The organism is Devosia sp. MC521 (assembly GCF_014127105.1).
GTDB lineage: Bacteria > Pseudomonadota > Alphaproteobacteria > Rhizobiales > Devosiaceae > Devosia.
The window spans coordinates 1,984,840-2,000,618 of sequence record NZ_CP059902.1 but is presented as its reverse complement, the minus strand read 5'-3'; the positions used below and the strand labels follow the sequence as shown (position 1 = coordinate 2,000,618).

The 15,779-nt window shown below is 57.8% G+C and carries 15 protein-coding genes; 13 read left to right on the top strand and 2 right to left on the bottom strand.

Features of this window, described 5'->3' with window-relative positions; all coding sequences use genetic code 11:
• Nucleotides 1-179: 179 nt before the first annotated feature.
• Nucleotides 180-1,169 carry an inositol 2-dehydrogenase gene (gene iolG, locus H4N61_RS09475; RefSeq protein ID WP_182393870.1) on the top strand — a complete coding sequence of 330 codons (990 nt, stop codon included), beginning with the start codon at nt 180-182 and terminating at the stop codon, nt 1,167-1,169.
• Between the two features lie 21 nt (nt 1,170-1,190).
• Here the strand turns inward: iolG and H4N61_RS09470 are convergent, their stop codons facing one another.
• Nucleotides 1,191-2,057 carry a MurR/RpiR family transcriptional regulator gene (locus tag H4N61_RS09470; RefSeq protein WP_169196396.1) on the bottom strand — a complete coding sequence of 289 codons (867 nt, stop codon included), beginning with the start codon at nt 2,055-2,057 and terminating at the stop codon, nt 1,191-1,193.
• 199 nt (nt 2,058-2,256) lie between these two features.
• On the opposite strand from H4N61_RS09470, the gene H4N61_RS09465 reads away from it, so the two are divergent.
• The 4 genes from H4N61_RS09465 to H4N61_RS09450 all read left to right on the top strand — a co-directional run bounded on the left by H4N61_RS09465 (nt 2,257) and on the right by H4N61_RS09450 (nt 6,199).
• A complete protein-coding gene (locus H4N61_RS09465; protein WP_169196397.1) occupies nt 2,257-3,039 on the top strand; it encodes an ATP-binding cassette domain-containing protein in 783 nt (260 codons plus the stop codon).
• Nucleotides 3,040-3,048: 9 nt separating this feature from the next.
• Nucleotides 3,049-4,029, top strand: coding sequence for an ABC transporter permease (locus tag H4N61_RS09460; protein WP_169196398.1), 981 nt, complete (start codon nt 3,049-3,051; stop codon nt 4,027-4,029).
• 83 nt (nt 4,030-4,112) lie between these two features.
• Nucleotides 4,113-5,015: a sugar ABC transporter substrate-binding protein gene (locus H4N61_RS09455; protein WP_169196399.1), complete on the top strand. Its 903-nt coding sequence runs from the start codon at nt 4,113-4,115 to the stop codon at nt 5,013-5,015.
• A 65-nt stretch (nt 5,016-5,080) separates the two neighbouring features.
• Nucleotides 5,081-6,199: a Gfo/Idh/MocA family oxidoreductase gene (locus tag H4N61_RS09450; RefSeq protein ID WP_169196400.1), complete on the top strand. Its 1,119-nt coding sequence runs from the start codon at nt 5,081-5,083 to the stop codon at nt 6,197-6,199.
• A 110-nt stretch (nt 6,200-6,309) separates the two neighbouring features.
• Here H4N61_RS09450 and H4N61_RS09445 read toward each other — a convergent pair whose 3' ends face one another.
• A complete protein-coding gene (locus H4N61_RS09445; RefSeq protein ID WP_169196401.1) occupies nt 6,310-7,692 on the bottom strand; it encodes an ADP-ribosylglycohydrolase family protein in 1,383 nt (460 codons plus the stop codon).
• 192 nt (nt 7,693-7,884) lie between these two features.
• Between H4N61_RS09445 and H4N61_RS09440 the strand changes: the two genes are divergently transcribed.
• The 8 genes from H4N61_RS09440 (at nt 7,885) to H4N61_RS09405 (ending at nt 15,770) form a co-directional block, all read left to right on the top strand.
• Entirely contained in the window at nt 7,885-8,874 is a 990-nt protein-coding gene (locus H4N61_RS09440; RefSeq protein ID WP_169196402.1) for a LacI family DNA-binding transcriptional regulator, read from the top strand.
• A 140-nt stretch (nt 8,875-9,014) separates the two neighbouring features.
• Entirely contained in the window at nt 9,015-10,202 is a 1,188-nt protein-coding gene (locus H4N61_RS09435) for an MFS transporter (RefSeq protein WP_182393869.1), read from the top strand.
• 139 nt (nt 10,203-10,341) lie between these two features.
• Nucleotides 10,342-11,250, top strand: a complete 909-nt coding sequence (locus H4N61_RS09430; protein WP_182393868.1) for an ABC transporter substrate-binding protein — start codon at nt 10,342-10,344, stop codon at nt 11,248-11,250.
• A 52-nt stretch (nt 11,251-11,302) separates the two neighbouring features.
• Nucleotides 11,303-12,457, top strand: a complete 1,155-nt coding sequence (locus tag H4N61_RS09425; protein ID WP_182395995.1) for an ABC transporter permease — start codon at nt 11,303-11,305, stop codon at nt 12,455-12,457.
• Nucleotides 12,454-13,392: an ABC transporter ATP-binding protein gene (locus H4N61_RS09420; RefSeq protein WP_169196405.1), complete on the top strand. Its 939-nt coding sequence runs from the start codon at nt 12,454-12,456 to the stop codon at nt 13,390-13,392. Before H4N61_RS09425 ends, H4N61_RS09420 begins: the two co-directional genes overlap by 4 nt.
• The gene (locus tag H4N61_RS09415; protein ID WP_169196406.1) at nt 13,389-14,129 is read left to right on the top strand and encodes an ABC transporter permease; all 741 of its coding nucleotides are present in this window, start codon (nt 13,389-13,391) and stop codon (nt 14,127-14,129) included. Before H4N61_RS09420 ends, H4N61_RS09415 begins: the two co-directional genes overlap by 4 nt.
• 78 nt (nt 14,130-14,207) lie before the next feature.
• On the top strand, nt 14,208-15,107 hold the full coding sequence (locus tag H4N61_RS09410; RefSeq protein WP_169196407.1) for a dienelactone hydrolase family protein: 900 nt from the start codon (nt 14,208-14,210) through the stop codon (nt 15,105-15,107).
• Nucleotides 15,108-15,389: 282 nt separating this feature from the next.
• A complete protein-coding gene (locus H4N61_RS09405; RefSeq protein WP_169196408.1) occupies nt 15,390-15,770 on the top strand; it encodes a DUF983 domain-containing protein in 381 nt (126 codons plus the stop codon).
• Nucleotides 15,771-15,779: the final 9 nt, after the last annotated feature.

Genomic DNA, 15,779 nt, shown 5'->3' with positions numbered 1-15,779 from the left:
TGTCCAGAGCTCGCGGATGTGTTGTTTTGAGTGAAACATCAATTCCGCCACTTCGTCAATCTGGAATGTACGTTCTATTTTGATGTTGAAATTCTTTTCGGAATGACGCAAATCACTATGACTTGGCGTGAGGTCCGTGCAACGCTACATGCGCGGCGAGATTGTTAGGAGGCAAACTCATGTTGCGTTTCGGTATTCTTGGGGCAGGGCGTATTGGCAATGTGCACGCTCGTTCTATTGCGAGCTCAGGCCGTGCGAAGGTCAGCTATATTGCTGACGCGATGCCTGACGCTGCGAGCAAGCTGGCCGAGGTTGTTGGCGCGAAAACCGCTCCGCTGGAGGAGGTTATTGCCGCGTCCGACGTGGATGCCATTCTGATCGCGACACCGACCGATACCCATGCCGATCTGATTGAGATGGCGGCGCGTGCGGGTAAGGCGATCCTTTGCGAAAAGCCAGTGTCGCTTTCAGTGTCGCGCATTGAAGAATGCTTGAAGGTTGTCGATGCGGCCGGTGTGCCGCTGATGATCGGCTTCCACCGTCGTTACGATCCGAATTTTTCGGTGCTTGAAAAGCGTTTGCGCGCTGGTGAAATTGGTGACCCAGAAATCATTACCATCACCTGCCGCGATCCTTCGGCGCCGCCAGTCTCTTATATCGAGCGCTCGGGTGGCCTCTACCGCGATATGATGATCCATGACTTTGACATGGCGCGCTTCCTGCTCGGCGGCGAAGAAGTGGCGACGGTTCATGCCCTGGGTGGCGTGATGACTGATCCGGCCATTGGCAAGGCGGGCGACATCGACACCGCGGCGGTGCATATGCAGACTGCTTCAGGGAAAATGGTTGTCATCACCAATTCGCGTCGCGCCACCTATGGGCATGATCAGCGCATTGAAGTGCATGGCTCTAAGGGCCTGCTGCGCGCTGCCAATATTCACAACACCACTGTGGAATTGGCGAATGAAAACGGTTGGACCGAAGACGCCATCCCGTTCTCCTTCGTTGAACGATACCAGGCAGCTTACACAGCCGAGATCCATAAATTCCTGGATTATCTGGAAAAGGGTGAGGCTCCGCGTGCGTCTGGCCATGATGGTCTGATGGCGCAGAAGCTGGCGGAAGCTGCAACCGAGAGCCTGAAGACCGGTTCGGTCATCAAGCTCTGACGTCTGCCTTTGGGCAATAATTTAGCCGGCCGTCGCTTTGCGGCGGTCGGCAATTCCAACTGCGATTGCCATTGCGAGGGTGATCGTTGCGTTAAGGGTGCGGAACCCTTCAAAGTCAGCCTCGGCCAATTCAAACCAGAGGTCCGACTGCGCTGTCAGTGGCGAGAAGACTGAATCCGTAATGGCCACCACTTTTGCCCCGCGCTCCCGCACTTGCTGGGTGAGGGCGACCGTCTCGCTCGCATAGGGTGTGAAGGAGATGGTGATGGCGGCGTCCTGCGGGGTGATGAAGCTGGCTTGCTCTGGAGCGAGCCCGCCGACCGCATCGATCAGCATGGACTTAATTCCGAGCTTGCCCAAGACATAAGCCAGATAAGACGTGGCCGGGAACGAGCGGCGCAGGCCGACCAAATAAATGGTCTCGGCGGGGGTAAGGATGTCGAGGGCCTTGTCGAGCTGGTCAGGCTGAGTACGGCTCTGCAGCGCCGCGAGCGAGGTGCTGGCAGCTTCGGTGACCCCTTCCAGAATCAAAGTGGAGCGGGACTTGCCGTCCGCATTCTCGCCGAACTTGGCGAGGCGTTGGTCATAGCCAATCACCTGATCGCGCAGACGGGAGCGGAACACATCCTGCAGATCGGAAAAGCCTTGGTAGCCGAGCGACTGGGAAAAGCGAACCAGGGTCGATGGTTGAACATTGGCCTTGGCGGCGATCGAGGCTGCCGTTCCAAAAGCAATTTCATCAGGATTATCTAGTGCGTAGCGAGCAACTTCGGTTAGGCGCTTGGGGAGGTCTTCCCAGCGCGCAACAACCATGTCGCGCAAGGCAGAATAATCGCGGGGCGGGGCTAGCTTGTTGTTGGATTCTGGAGTGTGTTTTGAGTTGGTCATTCTAAAATACTCCAGAGCGATCCCTGCGAGGGAGAAGATTATTCAATGGTGTCAGTGGTCTTCGCTGTTTGGCTCAAAAGGCGAGCAATTTGTTTGAAGAATACTGTTGACGCTTTCTAACATAGATGGAATGAATGTTCTACTAACTCGCAAATATGAACAGGCGTTCTATTTGCTGCTGTGACTGGGAGGAACAGACATGGCTCATACGCAGGTGCCTCTGTTGGAGGCGCGGGGAGTAGCAAAGCATTTCGGGGCGATCACCGCTCTGCATGATGTGAACTTCCATGTTGGCAAAGGTGAAGTGCTGGGCGTTGTTGGTGACAATGGCGCGGGCAAGTCGACCTTGATGAAAATTCTGTCGGGCCTGTTTCAGCCTTCTGAAGGCGAATTGGTGCTCGACGGCAAGCCGGTGCGGTTTTCTAGCCCCAAGGACGCTCGTGCTCAAGGCATTGAGATGGTCTATCAGGACTTCGCGCTCGCCGGAAACATGCCCATTTACGAAAACATCTATATGGGGCGCGAGCCGGGTGTGAAGTTCGGGCCGCTGACTGTCATTGACCACAGCAAGTCCCGAGAGATGGCTAAGAAGCATCTCGATAACCTCCACATTCATGTGAAGTCGGTCGACCAGAACACCGAAGATCTCTCCGGTGGGCAGCGTCAGGCTGTGGCAATTGCCCGTGCGACGGCGTTTGATGCGCGTCTGGTTATCATGGATGAGCCGACTGCCGCCTTGGCGATCAAGGAAGTGGGCAAGGTGCTCGACTTGATCAAACGGCTGAAGGACCACGGTGTGGCGGTGATCATCATCTCGCACCGTATGGACGATATCTTCTACTGCTGCGACCGCGTCATGGCGCTCTATCAGGGCACGAATTTCGCTGAAGCGCCGCTGGATCAAACGCATCGTAACGAAGTGATCGGTTGGATCATGGGCACCAAGGGGCACAATGAAGCCCTTGCTCATGACCGTCTGTAGGAGCCTGAGATGTATAACCCCAAGCTCTCCAAATTCCTTGAGTCCTACGGCATTATCATCGTCGTTCTGGTGATGGCCTTTGTGATTGCGCTGTCGCGTCCTGACGTGTTCCTGACACCGCAGAACCTGACCAATATTCTCAAGCAGAACGCGACCTTGGCGCTGTTGGCGCTCGGCATGTTCGTCGTCATCGTTACCGCCGGTATCGACTTGTCGGTCGGTTCAACCATGGCCTTGGGAATGGTGTGTCTGGCGGTCGCCAGCAAGATGGGGCTGCCGTGGCCGGTCGTTATTCTGATTGGGCCGCTCGTTGGGATCGCAGTGGGTCTCGTCAACGGCATTGGCCTGACGTGGCTGAAGCTACCGCACCCGTTCATCATGACGCTCGGCACGCTCAATATCGCTCGCGGTCTGACCTATCTCGCCACCAATGGCGCGCCGGTTTCGGGTCTGCAGCCTGAAGTACGGTACATCGGGCAGGCCTATTATGACCTTGGCATTTTTGCGCCACCGGCAGGTATTCCGGCCTCGCTCCTTCTGGTTGCGGTCTGTGCCGTGGGCCTGTGGTTCTTCCTCGAGAAGACCAATGTGGGTCGTCATATCTATGCCATTGGCGGCAATCCGCAGGCGGCTCGTGTGTCCGGGGTCAACGTCGACCGCGTGCTGGTCTTGGTCTACGTTATCTCGGGGTTCTTTGCTGGTCTTGGCGGGTTGTTGCTCGCTGGTCGTACGGACTCTGGTTTCCCCAATGCGGGGATCGGGCTTGAACTTGACGCCATTGCGGCGGTTATCATTGGCGGTGCGTCCTTCTTTGGTGGGCGTGGCACGGTGATCGGCGTTCTGGCTGGTGTGTTGATCATGGGGCTTTTGAGGAACGGCCTAAACATCAACAATGTCAGCCCGTTCTGGCAGATGGTTCTTATTGGTGCCGTCATTATCTTCGCGGTCTGGATCGACGTGGTCCGTCGTCGGGCATCGGTTCGCCGCTAGGATTTTACCAACAGGTCGGTCCGGTGCACTCCAGCCGGACCGAACCGTAGTTTCAAGTGGAGTGGTTCTTAGGGAGGACCGTGATGAAAGCTGTACTACTCGCTAGCGTTGCTTTCGCAACCATGGCAATCGGCGCACAGGCAGAAACCTATGTGCTCGGTATGAAGGGCCCCGGCGCGGGCAACCCGTTCTGGGCCGCTGTTGAAGCCGGTGCCAAGGCGGCCGGTGCTGAGCATGGCGTTGAAGTGATTGTTGTGGCTCCGCCACAGGAATCCGACGTTCAGGCTCAGATCAACCAGATCGAAGACTTGATCGCACAGAAGGTTGACGGCATTGCGCTGGCTCCAACCGATCCAAACGCTCTGGCCCCGGTTGTGGAGGCAGCTAAGGCTCAGGGCATTCCAGTGGTGTTCGTCGACACCCGTGGCACCAATGAAGGCGTTTCCTTCATCGGCACCAACAACGAAGTCGGCGCTGCACTTGCCGCCAAGTATCTTTGTGACAACCTGCCGAGCGGCGCTGAAGTCGCCATTCTGCAGGGCCTGATCAGCCAGTCGACCGGTCAGGAACGGTACAATGGTGCTAAGGGTGGTCTTGAAGGTTGCGGCCTCAAGATCGTGGCCGAACAGCCAGCAAACTGGGATCGTGCGACCGGTATTTCTGTGACCGAAACCATTCTGGCTGGTAATCCAAACCTTGCTGGTATCTTCGGCTCGAACGACAATATGGCGCTCGGTGCTGTTGAAGCTGTCAAACAGGCAGCGCTTCTCGACAAGATCACCATCGTTGGTTTTGACGCCAACCCAGATGCTGCCAATGCCATCATCGCTGGTGACATGGAAGCTTCGATTGCTCAGGCACCAACCAATATGGGCAAGTTCGGCATTGAAAGCCTGATCAAGCTCAAGAAGGGCGAAACTGTCGACGCTTGGGTCGATACCGGCACCGTGCTGGTCGATGCGTCCAATGCTGCTGAATACAAGTAAGCGGACTTAACAAACGAAACGACGGCGCTCTTTATGGGCGCCGTCTGCATGTCTGGGAGAGAAGCATGGCGGGCTTAGGTGTTGGCCTTATCGGCACAGGCTATATGGGGAAGTGCCACGCGCTGGCTTGGAACAGTGTGGCGTCCATATTCGGCGATGTTGAGCGGCCACGGCTGATCCATCTGGCCGAGTGGAACCGCGAACTGGCCGACGATCAGGCGCATAAGCTTGGGTTTAAACGCGCGACCGGCAATTGGCGGGATCTGCTGCTGGACCCCGAAGTTCAGGTCATCTCCATCACGACGCCCAATGCTCTGCATGCTGAAATGGCGATTGCGGCCCTTGAGGCTGGCAAGCATGTTTGGTGCGAAAAGCCGATGTCGCCAAGTTTTGCTGATGCCGAGCGTATGTTGGCGGCGGCCAAGGCGAGCGGCCGCAAGGCGGTGTTGGGCTATAATTACATCCAAAATCCAATGGTCCGGCACATGGCCAAGCTGGTCAAATCCGGCGCGATTGGTCAGGTGCATTCGTTCCGTGTGGAGATGGATGAGGATTTTATGGCGGATGCGAACGCGCCTTTCTCGTGGCGCAGCGAGGCCAAGTCCGGCTATGGCGTGGTCGATGATTTCGGCGTGCATCCACTGTCCATTCTCTCGACCATGCTCGAGCCTGTTGAGGCGGTTTTTGCCGATCTCGGGAAGCCCTATGCAAGCCGGGTGACCGCGGACGGCACGGCCCGCGATGTTGAGAACTTTGACGTCGCCCATGTCCTCCTCCGTCTGACGGACGGTACTTCTGGAGCCATTCAGCTGTCCCGCGCCGCCTGGGGGCGTAAGGGGCGCATTGCCATACAACTCTTTGGCTCTGACGGCACGATTGCCTATGATCAGGAGCGGATGAATGAGTTGCAGCTCTTCACGCGCAGCGGCAAGCCGGCCGATCAAGGGTTCAGGACCATTTTGGCTGGGCCCGACCATCCTCCCTATAATCTATTTGTTCCGGCAGCAGGCCATGGCCTGGGTTTCAACGACCTCAAGGCGATCGAGGCGCACGAGCTTATCCGCACGATCAAGAGCGGGCAGGGGCATGTGATTGATTTTGCCAAGGGGCTGGAGATTGAGCGCGCTATCCATGCCATGGCGAAAAGCCATTCTGATGGTCGCTGGGTGCGGCTGAAAGACTAGCCGCTAGAGGTTGCAAGGCCCTCGGGGGAAGGGCCTTGCGTTTCTACGCCTCTTGACGGGCGTAAGGTGGGCAGAGCACGGCAGTGGGGCACCGCCATGCTCTGTGTTCGTCACGCCTTCTGCGCGCCCTCAATTGTCTGGGCAACGAGGTCTGCGAAGGCGATTTTAGCCGGTCGGCGCATGTAGGTGACGATATCGTCTGCGATCAGCGGCTTGTACCAGCTCTCTGCGATCACGCCGCTGCGCTTCTGAATGCCGATGACGCACAGGATTTGAGCGGCGTTGCAGTCAACGTCGTGACCAATGCCGCAGATGATTTCGAGGGTCTTGTCGAAGTCGCCTTCACCAAACCACAGCGCCACGACCTGAGCGGCAGCGTTGGGGTACACGTGGATCCAGTTGTATTCGACGTATTCTTCATCGCACTTGGCCCAAGCCGAGCGCCAATCTGGCGAGGTTTCGCAAGCATTGCGCGCGAAAGCCAGAACGGCACCGTATTCGGTTTCGGTGGAGATGAGATCGATAGTCGAGTTCAGCAGCTCACGCGTGTCGGTGAGCGTGTAAGCGCGGGCCGCGAGAACGGCATTGAACACTTCGCCCAAAATGCCGTTACCGGCTGCAGAGATTTCAGCGTCCATATAAGCAAGGCGTGCGGCTTCACGAGCCTGGCCGGGAACGACCATGCCGCAAATGGTGCCGCGCATCTGGCCGCCGATCCATTCGTCGAATGGGTTGTCGAGCGAACCGGAGACGGGCGGGAGAATGCCACGACGGATATTGTTGAGCGCGATAGCTTCTGCCGACCAGCCGAGCGGGATCATGCCAGTCCAACGAGCGGCGATGTCTTCACCGGTCACAGCCGAACCCTTTTCGCGATAGGCTTCGAGGAAGGCGATCTCGAAGGTGATATCGTCGTTATAGGTGTTGGGTTCGCGCGGGTAGCTGGTGATCGGGCCGAACACTTCGGCAATATTGTCAGCGGTGTAGCCTTCGAGCGCGGTGCCGGCAGCGGCGCCAACGAGCTGACCGAGCCAAGCGGCGCGGGTCTGATCGGCGAAATCTTCGCTGGTGGTGTCGACAGCGTCGTCAGCTGGCCACGTTACGGCCGCGTCGAACTCTTCCCAAGACTGGTAGCGCAGGGTCTTCTGCGACTTGTGTTCTGGATCGGGCTTGGCGGCCTGCATGATGGCGCGCAGGCGCATGTCGATCATGTAGAGGTTTTCGTAGTCGCCAGCGGCAACGGCATCGAGACCTTGCTGGAGCAAGTCAGCGTAAGGCGCGAGGATGTAGCCCTTGTTTTCAAGCGACTGCAGCGCGCCAGCCATCAGGCTTTCTGGGGCCGCGGAGCCCGGAACATTGCTGGACCAAAAGAGCTTGAGGTTGAAGTCCGTCCCGGCCATGACATCGGTCGCGTCCCAGGTCTGTTCTTCAGCGGTCCGCACGACAGGCTTGGTGTCGCGCAGTAGATCTCGGGTGAGTTCCCAAGCTTTCATAGCAATAGTCCTTCGTCACGCTGCGGAAGCCGGAGCGCTCGCAAACCGCCTGATGAGCGGCGTTTAATCGTGTAAACTTTTAAAGGCATTTATTGGCGGGCGTCAAGATGGAGCGGGCAGGGACTAGTATTTCCTTGGCGGCGGAGGAGTTTTCAGCAATGAAGGGGCGGATGAACGGGGGATTTGATCGGAATGATTAAAGGGCGCGGTCCGACCATCAAAGACGTCGCAAGAGCTGCGGGCGTATCGTCCGCTACAGTCTCTTACGTGTTGAACGATCTTAATAAAGTCTCGTCCGAGGTGGATAAGTTGGTCCGCAGGGTCGCGGCCGAGTTGGGCTATACGCGCAATAACGCGGCTCGTGCGCTCAAGACCGGGCGCAACAATACTATTGGTTGCCTCTTGCCTAGCTTGACCAGTCCGATCTTTCCCGAAATCGCACAGGCAGTTCAGAGGCGCGCTGAAGCGCATGGCTTCGCTACCGTTGTTGTTGATTCTGGAACCGAGATTGAGCGCGAGGAGAATTTGATCCAGACGCTGATCAACCATGGAGTCGACGGGGCCGTCGCCCTCCTTCATCCCGGCTTCGATATGGACGGCATTGAACACTTCCCGCTCGTTGCCTTGGACTCTCCTCATCTCGGCCTAGACAGCATCATGTCTGATCATTTCGTCGGTGGGCGGCTGATGGCAGAGCACCTCATCGCTCTGGGTCATAAGCGCGTTGGCTATTTGCGCGGACGACAGGAGCTTTTCTCCTCGGAAAGTCGGCGGGCGGGATTTCTCGCCACAGCCTATGGGCGGCTTGAGATTGTATGGGAGCACGAGGTTGATCTCATTCCTCAGCTGCCAGAAAGCGCCATAGAGGCCATTGGTCGGCGCGCGGTGACAGCTATTGCCTGCGTGAATGATTTGGTTGCGATTGCAGCACTCAGCGCGTTGAAAACATTCGGACTTCGTGTTCCGCAAGATGTTTCTGTCATCGGCTTCGACGATATGCAGATGAGCAGCTGGCCGCTGATTGACCTGTCCACCGTGCGTCAGCCACTGGACAGATTGGGCGAAGGGGCCGTCGATCTGCTCATCCAACGCATTAAGGCGCCGGGGATCAGCCGCGAAGATCGTGTTGTGCCGGTGTCATTGGTCCACCGCGGCTCAAGTGGGCCATGGTCGGGCGAATAGACGCCCGTTGCGAGCTGTCTCTCACATGATGAACAGAGTTGGCGATTTTTGTCGTGCTGCATAGGTTAAGCTGAAATGGAAGGAACTGGGCTGAGGCTCAGTTTCGACTTCCATCTCCGGCTGGCAAAGGCGGTTTCCCAATGACGACAGAAGTTCGCGCGCCGCGCGTCATAACCCTGATTTTGCTGGCTGCACTTGCTGTCTTGCCGTTAAATTTCATCGTGCCGTCGCTTTCGGCTTTGGCGCTGGAGTTTGAGGTTGATTACGGCGTTATCGGCTTGGCGCTGGCTGGGTATGCTGGCGTATCGGCGTGTTTGCAGCTGGTGCTTGGGCCACTTTCTGATCGTTTTGGCCGACGCCCGGTCATTCTCGCCGCCCTCGCGGTTTTTCTTTTCGCCACGCTCGGCGCGGCCTTGGCGCAAGACGCGACCAGCTTCCTCGCTTTCCGTATGGTGCAGGCGGTGATTGCGCCGGTTTATGCGGTGTCTTTGGCCTCAATTCGCGACGTCCATACGCGCGAAGAGGCCGCGAGCAAGATTGGCTATATCGCGACGGCTTGGGGCATTGCCCCTTTGCTCGGGCCAAGCATCAGTGGGGTCATAGATCAAGTGTTCGGGTGGCGCGTCGGTTTCGCGCTACTGGCTGTGTTGGCGGTTCTGGTGCTGGTTCTGTGCTGGTCTGATTTCCGCGAAACCAACTATAAGCGGTCGACCTCTGTGCTGTCGCAAATGCGGGCCTATCCGGAGTTGCTGTCGTCGCAGAAATTCTGGGCCTATGCGCTTTGCATGTCTTTCTCCATGGGCGGATTTTATGCGTTCCTGGCTGGCGCGCCTCTGGCAGCGCACGCACTCTATAACGTTTCGCCCGCAACCCTCGGCCTGCTCTTGGGGACAATCACGGTCGGCTTCATGCTGGGTAGTTTTTTTGCCGGGCGTTTGTCGGGCAAGCTCGAGCTGTCTCGATTGCTTCTGCTCGGGCGGCTTTTGGCCATCGGCGGGCTCTTGGGTGGGCTGCTCGTCGTGTGGGCAGGGGCAGACCATGTGCTGATGCTTTTTGTGCCGTGCATGTTTGTCGGCTTTGCCAATGGCTTTACGCAGCCGAGCGCAAATGCGGGGGCGATTTCGGTCAAGCCGCAGCTGATTGGGAGTGCCGCGGGACTTGCCAGCGCGATTTCCGTGGGCGGGGCGGCCGTTATCTCAGGATTGGTCGGCGTGATCATTACGCCCGAGAACGCGCGCTATTCGCTATTGCTCATCATGCTCGCCACGGCGCTCGCTGCGCTTGTCGCGGCCCTCGTGGCGATCCGCGCGGAGCGGAAAGCCGCATAGGACTCGCGGCGATTAGGACGACTGCAATTTGGGAACCCCATCGGTGTGACAGGATTTTACCCTGACAAGTTCTGTCACTCAGCGCGGCGAGACTTTTGCCGGGCTGGATTTGGCCAGACGACATGGAGAGTTTTCAACTATGCGTTTCGTGACCAAAATTTCGAGCATTGCCATTGCGCTAGCAATGACGACCACCATGACCCAAGCACAGGTCGTGGTTGCCTCTAAAATTGATACGGAAGGCGGGGTGCTCGGCAACATCATCTCGCAGGTGCTGCAAGCCAATGACATTGCAGTGACAGAGAAAATTCAGTTGGGCGCAACATCGGTGGTGCGTGAGGCCATTCTGGCCGGTCAGATCGACATCTATCCAGAATACACCGGCAATGCGGCTTTCTTCTTCAATAAGGCCGATGATCCGCTCTGGACCAATGCCGAACAGGCCTATGCGGAGGCGGCGAAGCTGGACCTGGAGGCCAACAAGATCGTCTGGCTTGCCCCTGCGCCTGCCAATAACACCTGGGCAGTTGCGCTCCGCAGAGACGTCGCCGAAGCCAATGGGCTCGTGACCTTTTCTGACTTTGGTAAGTTTGTTGCCGGAGGCGGCGAGGTGAAACTGGCGGCTTCTGCAGAGTTTGTCAGTTCGCCCGCAGCCTTGCCTAAATTTCAGGAGGTCTATGGGTTTACCCTCAAGCCTGAACAATTGGTGACGCTCGCTGGTGGCGATACGGCGGCCACTATTGCTGCGGCCGCTCAGCAAACGGATGGCGTGAATGTTGCCATGGTCTATGGCACTGACGGCGCAATCTCGGCTTCCGATCTTGTCGTTCTGGAGGATGACAAGGGCGTGCAGCCTGTGTACCAGCCAGCGGCAATCGTCCGTCAGGAGATTATCGACGAGCACCCGCATTTGGAGCACATTTTGGGTCCGATCTTCGAAGGGCTTGATCTGGCAACTCTACAACAGCTGAACGGTCGGGTTCAGGTCAATGGCGAGGCAGCCAAGGATGTGGCTGTGAGTTGGCTCACTGAGCAGGGCTATCTCTAATTAGCCCGTCGCTGTCTTGGCGATGAGCGTGGTTGAAAGCCAAGCTGCACCTATGGGGCACGCGTGGTGTGATCGGCTCGGCGTGATTATCGCCGGGCTGGTTGCGTTTGCCTTGTGGTCGCCATTGGTCGTTTTCAAAGCCAACCGTATCGTGCCCGGCCAAGCCTTGGGCTGGGTCGATGCGCTCCCTGCGCCCTTGGGCCTTGTGGCCATGGTCATGTTTGGGAGCGTCGGCGCTCTCGCTCTGCTGAGGTTTGACCCGCGTTGGCGGCTTGTTCTGGCCTTGGCGTCCCTTATTGGCCTAGCCGTCGCACTGGGTTTTGCGGCGGACATGGCAACCACAGAGGGCGACAAGATTTCCCGAACTGCGCCTGCCAGTGGGCTGTGGATTGCAGCGCTGGCTTTCGGGCTTTTGGCGACGGATAGCGTCGTTAAGCTCAGGCTCGGTCCGATTGCACGGGTCGCACTCGTGGTGCTGATTGCGGGTCTCGCGGGGGCCGCTCTCTGGTTCGGGCTCTGGGAAAATGTCTCGGTGCTGCGCGAATATGCCAATCAGGCTGAGGTATTCTGGCGTGAGCTTGGCACCCATATTATCCTCGCGCTTGGCTCGCTGGCAGCGGCAGTTGTCGTTGGCATTCCTCTCGGCATTGTTTTGCATAAAGCAAAGCCGATCCGGGCCGGCGTCGTCGGCGTATTGAGTGCGATCCAGACCGTGCCCTCCATTGCGCTGTTCGGTCTACTGATTGCGCCCTTGGCCTGGGTCTCGGCGAATATCCCCGGAGCGGCCAATCTGGGCATAGCAGGGATCGGTCCCGCGCCTGCCATGGTCGCGCTATTTCTCTATTCTTTGATGCCGGTCGTAGCCAACACTCTTTCTGGCCTTGCTGCGGTGCCAGCCGCTGCCAACGAAGCTGCCAAAGGCATGGGTATGACCACATGGCAGCGGATGTTGCGCATCCAGCTTCCGCTCGCCTTTCCTTCGCTCCTCACAGCAATCCGCGTGGTGCTGGTCCAAAACATTGGCCTTGCGACCATTGCCTCGCTGATCGGCGGCGGAGGCTTAGGGGTCTTTGTGTTTCAAGGCGTTGGTCAGACGGCGATGGATCTGGTCCTGCTCGGTGCCGTGCCGACGGTGGCGCTGGCCTTTGCCTCCGCCGTTGTTCTTGATGCTTTGGTTGAAGGTGTTTCCACGAAGGGGCGCACATGATCGAAATTGACCATGTTTTTAAGCACTTCGGCGACAAATGCGTTGTCGATGACGTCAGCTTCACCGTGGCGGATGGCGAGATCGCTGCTATCGTGGGGACATCTGGGTCGGGGAAAACCACGCTCTTGCGGATGATCAATCGGCTGGTTGAGCCCAGTTCCGGCGCAATCCGCATTGATGGACGCGATATTTCGACAGTCCCACCCCATACGCTGCGGCGGGAGATTGGCTACGCCATTCAAGGGCATGGCCTTTTTCCGCATCGCACTGTTGCGCAGAATATTGCGACTGTGCCCAGTCTTTTGGGCTGGGAACAGAGTCAGATAGCGCGCCGTGTTCATGAACTGCTTGAGCTGTTTCAGTTGCCTGAACAGGATTTTGCGGAGCGCTATCCCAGTGAACTTTCTGGCGGGCAGCAACAGCGCGTTGGCGTTGCCCGCGCGCTCGCGGCGGAGCCAAAAGTCTTGCTTATGGATGAGCCCTTCGGCGCGCTCGATCCCATTATTCGATCGCGGGCGCAGGAAGACCTCAAACACATTCAGCGACGCCTAGGGACGACTGTGGTGCTCGTGACCCATGACATGGCTGAGGCCATAGATCTGGGGGATAAGATCGCGGTTATGGACCAGGGCAGGCTGGTTCAATATGACGTGCCGCTCGAGATTGTTGTCAAACCTGCAACGCCATTTGTTGGGGCCTTGCTGGGGAGTGGGGAGCGGGCGTTCCGACGCCTTGCGTTGCAACCCATTGGCACCTTCATTGAGGCGGGTGAGGCCAGCGGGCTGCCACTGGGCCAGCACGTAACACTGCGCGATGCGCTGGAGGAGGCATTGTGGAGCGGGCGCAAGGCCGTGCCCGTGGCTGACGCGCAAGGGGCAATCATTGGACGTGTGACGCTCGACACGGCCATCCGGCAAGCGGCGAGGCCACAATGAGGTGGGGCGCGCTGATCAATATAGTTGTGCTGGCCATCCTTGTCGCATTCATTGCGCAGCCGCAGTGGTTTGAGCCTGTGTTCGCGCCTCTCGCCAAGGAGGGCCAGCCGGTGATTTATACGCAGAACACGGTGTTGAATCTGGTGCTGAGCCATTTAGGTCTGGTGCTGGCGGCGACACTTGCGGGCGCTGTATTGGCTGTGGGACTGGCGATTTTGGTGACGCGACCTTTCGGTCGGGAATTCCTGCCGCTGTCGCGCACGCTGGCCAACGTCGGACAGACCTTTCCGCCTGTGGCGGTTCTGGCCCTTGCGGTGCCCATCCTGGGGTTTGGTACAGCACCGACGCTTCTGGCGCTGTTTCTCTATGGCTTGCTGCCGATCTTTGAGAATGCGCTAACGGGGCTAAGCTCGGTGCCACCCCAAGTTGCGGAAGCCGCAGAGGGTGTCGGCATGACCGGATGGCAGAAGCTGACGCAGGTGGAATTGCCTATTGCTATGCCTGCGATTTTGGCAGGCATTCGGATTTCGGCGATTATTTCGCTGGGAACGGCAACGATTGGTTCGACAGTTGCCGCCTCGACCTTGGGGGAGACGATCATCGCAGGATTGATCAACTCCAACATTGCCTTCATCGCTCAGGGGGCGCTGGTCGTTGCGCTGTTGGCTATTATTATCAACGATCTGTTGCAGGTTCTGGAACGCCGGGTGAGCCGCTATCGCCTTGCTGCGCGGTAATTATACGTGGCGGAAGGAGTTTGAACTTTCTCAAAAGTATGATTGTTTGACGCTTAGGTTTTGGGCTTGGAGGGGACCATGACGAAGACACGCGCTCGGCTTGCTGAGCTCATTCGCTGGCAGGTTCCCGAGGCAGCAGTCATCGATAGCCTCGAAACTAGACGTGACGGCTATGTTCTTGAAGTTCTAACGCTTCAAATCGGCGCAGAGCAGGTGCGGGGGCTTCTGACCAAGCCCCTCAACCAGAACGGACAAGGACCGGCGATCCTTTATGCACATTCGCATGGTGGCAATTACGATATTGGCGCCGAGGAGTTGATCCGGGGGCGGGAGTATTTGCTCGATGGGCCTGGGCCGGCCTTGGCGAAAGCGGGCTATGTCACCCTGTGCATCGACATGCCCTGTTTTGGTCGACGTAACACCGTTACTGAAGCGAGCGCGTCTAAGGCCTTGCTTTGGTATGGGAAATCCCTGCTCGGCAAAATGCTCAATGAAGAAGCTGCCGCATTGAGTTATCTCGCTAGCCGAGACGATGTTGATCCCGGTCGCATCGGTGCGCTGGGCATGTCCATGGGGTCGACGCTGAGCTATTTTCATGCCGCCTTGGACGAGCGCATTGCCGTGGTGGCACACCTCTGTTGCTTTGCCAATCAGAGGGAGATGATCGCCTCCGGGGCGCATGATGGTCACGGCATCTATATGGTCGTGCCGGGCTTGCTCGAAGAGTTTGACGCTGGGCAGGTGGCAGCCTTAATCGCGCCGCGCCCGCAAATGGTCTGCATCGGTGAAGACGATAGCCTGACGCCGCCCGATGCGTTTAAGGCTGCTTGGCTGGAGCTTGAAGCGGCCTATCTGGGCAAACCGGAAGCGCTCGACTTGCTGATAGAGCCCGGTGTTGGCCATATGGAAACGCCCCAGATGCGGGACAGCGTTTTATGGTTTTTCGAGCGCTATTTGAAAGCCGCTGAGTCGGCTTAAGTGGGCCGCAATTGGCCGGATTGACCGATGGTTGGCGGGACCGGCACGGTAGGTACGGCCTTCCCAAGGGGTAAGGTCAAGAGTGTGGAACCCATATGCGTGTTTCTCCCTTAAGGCACCGCACACGCGTAAAAATTGTTCCGTGGCCGATCTCCTTGGGATTTGGCTACTATAGTCGCCTGATGCGTAAAATTTGGTCAGGGTGATACAAATCGCCACTTTGACCCAGGCGGTATGCGGACCTAGCCCTAGAGGGCCGCAATCCGAAAGAGGGGAAGGCAGATGCAAGAGCCAGTCTCTAACCAGAAGCGCGTATGGCCAGCGATGAAGCGTGGCCTCAAGTGCAAGTGCCCAAATTGTGGGAAGGGATGGCTATTCCATCACTATCTCGAACAGGTGGATGTCTGCGCCAACTGCAATGAACCAATCGGCGAGTTTAAGGCCGGGTTGTTTACCAGCCTCGTGGTCATCACGCTCATTGTTCATGTTGTCGCTGTGTTGATGCTGGATATGGAACTGCGGGGAGCGAATGACCCGATGTTCTATCTCTATATTTTGGTGCCGGTGACGCTTTTCGGCTCGCTCGCGGTGATGCCGCCCATCAAAGGGGCGATCATTGGCATGATGTGGGCCAAAGGCTGGAGCGACGAGCAGGACCGCTGAGGCCCAATC

Bases quoted from the DNA above. Each gene is read 5' to 3' on its own strand.
- H4N61_RS09415 (WP_169196406.1), top strand. From the start codon at position 13,389: ATGAGGTGGGGCGCGCTGATCAATATAGTTGTGCTGGCCATCCTTGTC.
- H4N61_RS09445 (WP_169196401.1), bottom strand. From the start codon at position 7,692: ATGAAAGCTTGGGAACTCACCCGAGATCTACTGCGCGACACCAAGCCT.
- H4N61_RS09465 (WP_169196397.1), top strand. From the start codon at position 2,257: ATGGCTCATACGCAGGTGCCTCTGTTGGAGGCGCGGGGAGTAGCAAAG.
- H4N61_RS09470 (WP_169196396.1), bottom strand. From the start codon at position 2,057: ATGACCAACTCAAAACACACTCCAGAATCCAACAACAAGCTAGCCCCG.
- H4N61_RS09425 (WP_182395995.1), top strand. From the start codon at position 11,303: ATGGGGCACGCGTGGTGTGATCGGCTCGGCGTGATTATCGCCGGGCTG.
- H4N61_RS09430 (WP_182393868.1), top strand. From the start codon at position 10,342: ATGCGTTTCGTGACCAAAATTTCGAGCATTGCCATTGCGCTAGCAATG.
- H4N61_RS09410 (WP_169196407.1), top strand. From the start codon at position 14,208: ATGACGAAGACACGCGCTCGGCTTGCTGAGCTCATTCGCTGGCAGGTT.
- H4N61_RS09460 (WP_169196398.1), top strand. From the start codon at position 3,049: ATGTATAACCCCAAGCTCTCCAAATTCCTTGAGTCCTACGGCATTATC.
- H4N61_RS09405 (WP_169196408.1), top strand. From the start codon at position 15,390: ATGCAAGAGCCAGTCTCTAACCAGAAGCGCGTATGGCCAGCGATGAAG.
- H4N61_RS09440 (WP_169196402.1), top strand. From the start codon at position 7,885: ATGATTAAAGGGCGCGGTCCGACCATCAAAGACGTCGCAAGAGCTGCG.
- H4N61_RS09435 (WP_182393869.1), top strand. From the start codon at position 9,015: ATGACGACAGAAGTTCGCGCGCCGCGCGTCATAACCCTGATTTTGCTG.
- iolG (WP_182393870.1), top strand. From the start codon at position 180: ATGTTGCGTTTCGGTATTCTTGGGGCAGGGCGTATTGGCAATGTGCAC.
- H4N61_RS09420 (WP_169196405.1), top strand. From the start codon at position 12,454: ATGATCGAAATTGACCATGTTTTTAAGCACTTCGGCGACAAATGCGTT.
- H4N61_RS09455 (WP_169196399.1), top strand. From the start codon at position 4,113: ATGAAAGCTGTACTACTCGCTAGCGTTGCTTTCGCAACCATGGCAATC.
- H4N61_RS09450 (WP_169196400.1), top strand. From the start codon at position 5,081: ATGGCGGGCTTAGGTGTTGGCCTTATCGGCACAGGCTATATGGGGAAG.